Raw genomic sequence first — 4,721 nt, forward strand, 5'->3', positions numbered from 1 at the left:
CTGTCCCCGACAGATCAGACAGGAAAGACACGGAAGTGAATGCCCCTGTCAGGAGATATTTTGTTACCGACGTCCCCCGCCGCTTTGAAGAGCAGGGGAGCAGGTTTCTTGGGGAGAGGATAGGGAAGGTGGAGAAGGTGACATTGATTCTCTAGCAGGGCACTGCCAGTGGATCAATGTCATACTGAACATAGAGCTGAACTCGTTTCAGCATTGTTTCAGGGTCTCAAGCGATTGAGGGTTAGGAGACCCCGAAATAAGTTCGAAAAAACTGGATACTGGAATATGGGGGTGATATTAGAGTGAAAAGAAAAGACGGCAGAAAAGGTGATCAGTTAAGGACTGTCAAGATTCACAGGAATTACATAAAGCATGCGGAGGGGTCTGCCCTGATTGAAGTTGGAGATACAAAGGTTATTTGTACGGCGACTATTGAGGATAAAGTACCTCCTCACCTTAAAGGAAAGAACAAGGGATGGATCACTGCAGAATATGCAATGATCCCCCGCTCGGCTCTGCAGAGAATTGTAAGAGAGTCCGCAAGAGGAAAGATAGGCGGCAGGACGCATGAAATACAGCGTCTGATTGGCAGGTCCCTCAGATCGGTAATCGAACTGGATAAGCTGGGTGAGAGGACTGTATGGATTGACTGTGATGTTATCCAGGCAGACGGCGGCACTCGAACAGCCTCAATTACCGGTTCGTTCGTCGCCCTTGTTGATGCCATAAATTTTGCAAAGAAGAATGGGTTGCTGACAGTAAACCCGATTAAAGACTTCCTCGCAGCTGTAAGTGTAGGCATTGTGGAAGGAGAGCCTGTCCTTGACCTTAATTATGACGAAGACTCGACTGCAGAGGTAGACATGAATGTTGTAATGACAGGTAAGGGAAAGTTTGTAGAAATACAGGGTACGGCTGAGGGTGAACCATTTTCCAGGAATATGATGGATGGACTTGTTACCCTTGCAAAAAAGGGGATAGAAGAGTTGGTGGAAATGCAGAGAAAGTTGGTGGGGGAGTTCTAAAAACAAGGGTTCATCCGAAAATCCCTCGTCAATCCGATAAATCGGGCAACTACACTGCTAACCAGGCGCTTGTAGTTGCCCAATTCATTGGGCTTTGGGCAACCTGATTTTCATGCCCCTTTGTGAACAGGAGGCTCATGATGGTTCACTCGTTAATACCCTTTGTTTGTCATTCCCGCATGTTTTAAGCGGGAGTCTGGTTTAAAACCAGATTAGTCCCCGAGTTCTTTAATCGTGGATAGAATATTTCGGGAATGACAAAGATTGAGACAAGTTATTTTCATGACCCGTTGTGCGCCCCGGCTCATGACAGTTCACAATTAATTATGCTTAAGATAGTTATCGCTACAAGAAATTCCGGAAAAATAGCAGAGATTCAATCAATAATAAACAATTCTGATATTAAGAACGTGGTTGAAGTAGAAACACTTTTGTCCTATCCTGATATCCCTGAGATTATTGAGGACGGAAATAATTTCTCTGAGAATGCCGCAAAAAAGGCGCTTACAGTAGCAAAGTTTACGGGACAAGTTTCTATTGCTGATGATTCAGGTCTTGAGGTTGATGCATTAGGTGGAGCGCCCGGTGTATATTCGGCAAGATTTGCAGGAGAAAAAGCTGCAGATTCTGATAATATAAAAAAACTGATGTCGCTGTTAAAAGATGTCCCTCCCGGGAAAAGGGGCGCAAGGTTTGTATGTGTAATTGCCATTGCGACTCCGGCAGGTGAGGTAAGTATTGCAGAAGGGGAGTGCCCTGGTATAATTGCTGAAAAAGCCCGCGGGACGTCCGGGTTCGGCTACGACCCTGTTTTCGTGGTCCCTCAATACGAAAAGACATTTGCAGAACTTGGAAGCGATATAAAGAACAGGATAAGCCACCGCGCTGCAGCGCTTGGCAATGTATATAATATCCTTGCAGGAATGGTACGGCAGAAATGCTAAATAATTTCTTGTTCACACCTGGCAGGTGATGGCTGTTATAAAAAAAATCATCATCAAATATGTAATCCCGCCAATAGGAATGCTCATCATCTACCTCCTCGGTTTAACGTACAGGAAGGAAGTCGTCGGAGTTGAATCAGAGCAGTCCCTGATAAGAAAAGATATTAATCCGATATATGCCCTGTGGCATGGACGATTGCTTTATTTACCGTTTCTCTACAGGTGGCAGGGGAGGCGGCTTTACTCACTTGTAAGCCCGAGTACTGACGGGGAGATAATTGCGCGGACATTAAAGATGTTCGGCGTAAGGACCATTCGCGGCTCCTCTTATAAGAGCGGCAGCAAGGCATTCCGGGAGCTGATAAGGATTGTCAAAGATAAAGGTCTCGTATTTATTACAGTGGATGGTTCGAGGGGGCCTGTATTCAAAGTCCAGAAGGGCATCCTCCACCTTGCAAAAATCAGCGGCAAGCCAATCCTGCCTGTAACATATGGAGCAGAGAAGGCTTTTGTTTTAAAAAGCTGGGATAGGTTTATTATCCCCCATCCATTTACGAGGGTCGTAGTGATTTATGGAGAACCTGTATATGTGCATAGAAATACTTCTGAAGAAGAGATTGAGGAAAAACGGGCAGAGCTTGAGAAGAAACTTGTCGAAATGACGGACAAGGCAGACCAGTACTATAAGCAATCTCACTAATACAGATTACACAGGAATTACATAATGTACATATTGTATAATTTACTATTAATATTACTGGTCATTATAACTTCACCGTTCTGGCTCTACAAGGTAGCAGCAAAGGAGAAGCACAGGAAGGGCTTTTGGGAAAAGCTGGGACTGGGGACAGAATTAAATTCTGTGCCCGATGACGATAGGTGCCGCATCCACATCCATGCCGTCTCAGTAGGAGAGGTAATAGCCGCTACGCCATTTATCAAAGAGCTCAGGCAAAGGCATCCTGAAATCAGGATTACACTTTCCACAGTGACTCCTACCGGTAATGAGGTGGCACGCAAAAGACTTCCTGAGGTGGATCAGATTTTATATTCTCCATTTGATATACCCTGGTCTGTTAAGAAGTTTATCAGCCGTGTTAAACCAGACATCTATGTCTCTGTCGAAACAGAGCTGTGGCCCAACTTCCTGAGAGAGGTGAAACGATCCGGGGCAAGGTCACTGATAATCAATGGCAGAATCTCTCCTGATGCCTTTAAAGGTTACAGGAGGTTTCGCTGTTTTATGAAGGAAGTGCTCTCCAACGTTGACCTTTTTTGTATGCAGACTGATGAGGATGCAGAGAGGATCAGAGAGATCGGGGCTCCTGCCACATCTGTAAAAGTCACCGGCAACATGAAATATGACCAGAAATTTATTGAGATGAATAATGACGCTATTAACAGAAAGATGAATTTCTTCGGAATAAATAAGGGCGATAAAGTCCTGTTAGCAGGCAGTACCCATCCTGGCGAGGATGAGATTATTCTGTCATCATACATTGAATGTCTGAAAGAAGATGAACAGTTGAGATTGATCATTGTCCCGAGACATATCGAAAGGACAGCAGATATAGAGAGGCTTATCAGAACAATGGGGCTTGACGTTAAAAGAAGGACCGGACTCGACAAAGCAGAGAAAAATGAAGTGTCATACAAGACTGTCATAGTTGTTGATACTATTGGTGAACTGTCCACTCTCTACAGCATAGCAACTGTTGTTATAATCGGAGGGAGTTTTATACCCCACGGCGGTCAGAATCCCCTGGAGGCAATGAATTACAGGAAACCGATCATTTTTGGAAAACATATGTTTAATTTCAAACAGATAACAGAGGAAATATTAGAGAGCGGGGCTGGTCTGATGATAGAAGATAAAAACTCTCTGAAAGATGTCCTTAAGGATTTGCTGAAAAATAACGGAAAACAGCAGGAAATGGGAGAAAAGGGAAACAGGATTATTCGAAAGAACAGGGGAGCAGTGGAAAGAAATCTTACGATAATTGAAAATTTTTTAAAATGCTAATGTACATAGTGGATACTTAAATCATGACATTGGACCAGGATAAAAAACACCACAGATACGAAAAGACCCGCGTGTTTCTGCACGAGGTCATATTCGAGGCCGATACACCCCTGGGGAAGGCCTTCGATATCTTATTACTCATTAGCATCCTCTTGAGTGTCCTGGCTGTAATGCTTGATAGTGTAGAGAGTATTAACGCTGACTATGGTATTTTCCTCTATAAGGTTGAATGGTTCTTTACCATCATCTTCACAATTGAATACTGCCTGAGGCTATTGTGTGTCGGACGTCCGTTCCGTTATGCTACAAGTTTTTTCGGTGTCGTAGACCTCCTGGCTATCGTACCAACATATTTAAGCATCCTGATGCCTGGCAGCCAGTATTTTCTGATTATCAGAGTTCTCAGAGTCCTGCGCGTTTTTAGAATACTCAAGATAGTCCAATATGTTGGTGAGGCCAATGTACTGATGGAGGCCATGAGGGCAAGTAAAAGAAAGATCATCATCTTCCTTTTCGCGATATTGAACATAGTAACGATTCTTGGTTCTGTAATGTATCTGATAGAGGGGAAGGCGCACGGATTTACCAGCATCCCTGAGGGGATCTACTGGGCCATTGTTACCCTGACCACAGTCGGCTATGGAGACATTGCACCGGGCACTCCCTTTGGTAAGGCAGTCGGGTCATTTATAATGATACTTGGTTACGGAATCATTGCAGTACCGACAG

At 44.2% G+C, this 4,721-nt stretch carries 6 protein-coding genes; all 6 read left to right on the plus strand.

All coding sequences use genetic code 11. The annotated features are described in order from the left end of the window. On the plus strand, positions 1-155 hold a 155-nt coding region (locus tag IT392_13315; GenBank protein MCC6545451.1), incomplete at its 5' end, for a hypothetical protein. Between the two features lie 147 nt (positions 156-302). Beyond that, a complete protein-coding gene (rph, locus tag IT392_13320) occupies positions 303-1,025 on the plus strand; it encodes a ribonuclease PH (GenBank protein ID MCC6545452.1) in 723 nt (240 codons plus the stop codon). Between the two features lie 326 nt (positions 1,026-1,351). Beyond that, complete coding sequence (locus IT392_13325; GenBank protein MCC6545453.1) at positions 1,352-1,969, plus strand: XTP/dITP diphosphatase; 618 nt, start codon at positions 1,352-1,354, stop codon at positions 1,967-1,969. 28 nt (positions 1,970-1,997) lie between these two features. Then, a complete protein-coding gene (locus tag IT392_13330) occupies positions 1,998-2,669 on the plus strand; it encodes a lysophospholipid acyltransferase family protein (GenBank protein ID MCC6545454.1) in 672 nt (223 codons plus the stop codon). Between the two features lie 24 nt (positions 2,670-2,693). After that, positions 2,694-3,992 carry a 3-deoxy-D-manno-octulosonic acid transferase gene (locus tag IT392_13335; GenBank protein ID MCC6545455.1) on the plus strand — a complete coding sequence of 433 codons (1,299 nt, stop codon included), beginning with the start codon at positions 2,694-2,696 and terminating at the stop codon, positions 3,990-3,992. A gap of 23 nt (positions 3,993-4,015) precedes the next feature. Continuing rightward, positions 4,016-4,721, plus strand: a 706-nt coding sequence (locus IT392_13340) for an ion transporter (GenBank protein ID MCC6545456.1), incomplete at its 3' end; no start/stop codon positions are given.

Source organism: Nitrospirota bacterium (assembly GCA_020846775.1).
In the GTDB taxonomy this organism is placed as follows: domain Bacteria; phylum Nitrospirota; class 9FT-COMBO-42-15; order HDB-SIOI813; family HDB-SIOI813; genus RBG-16-43-11.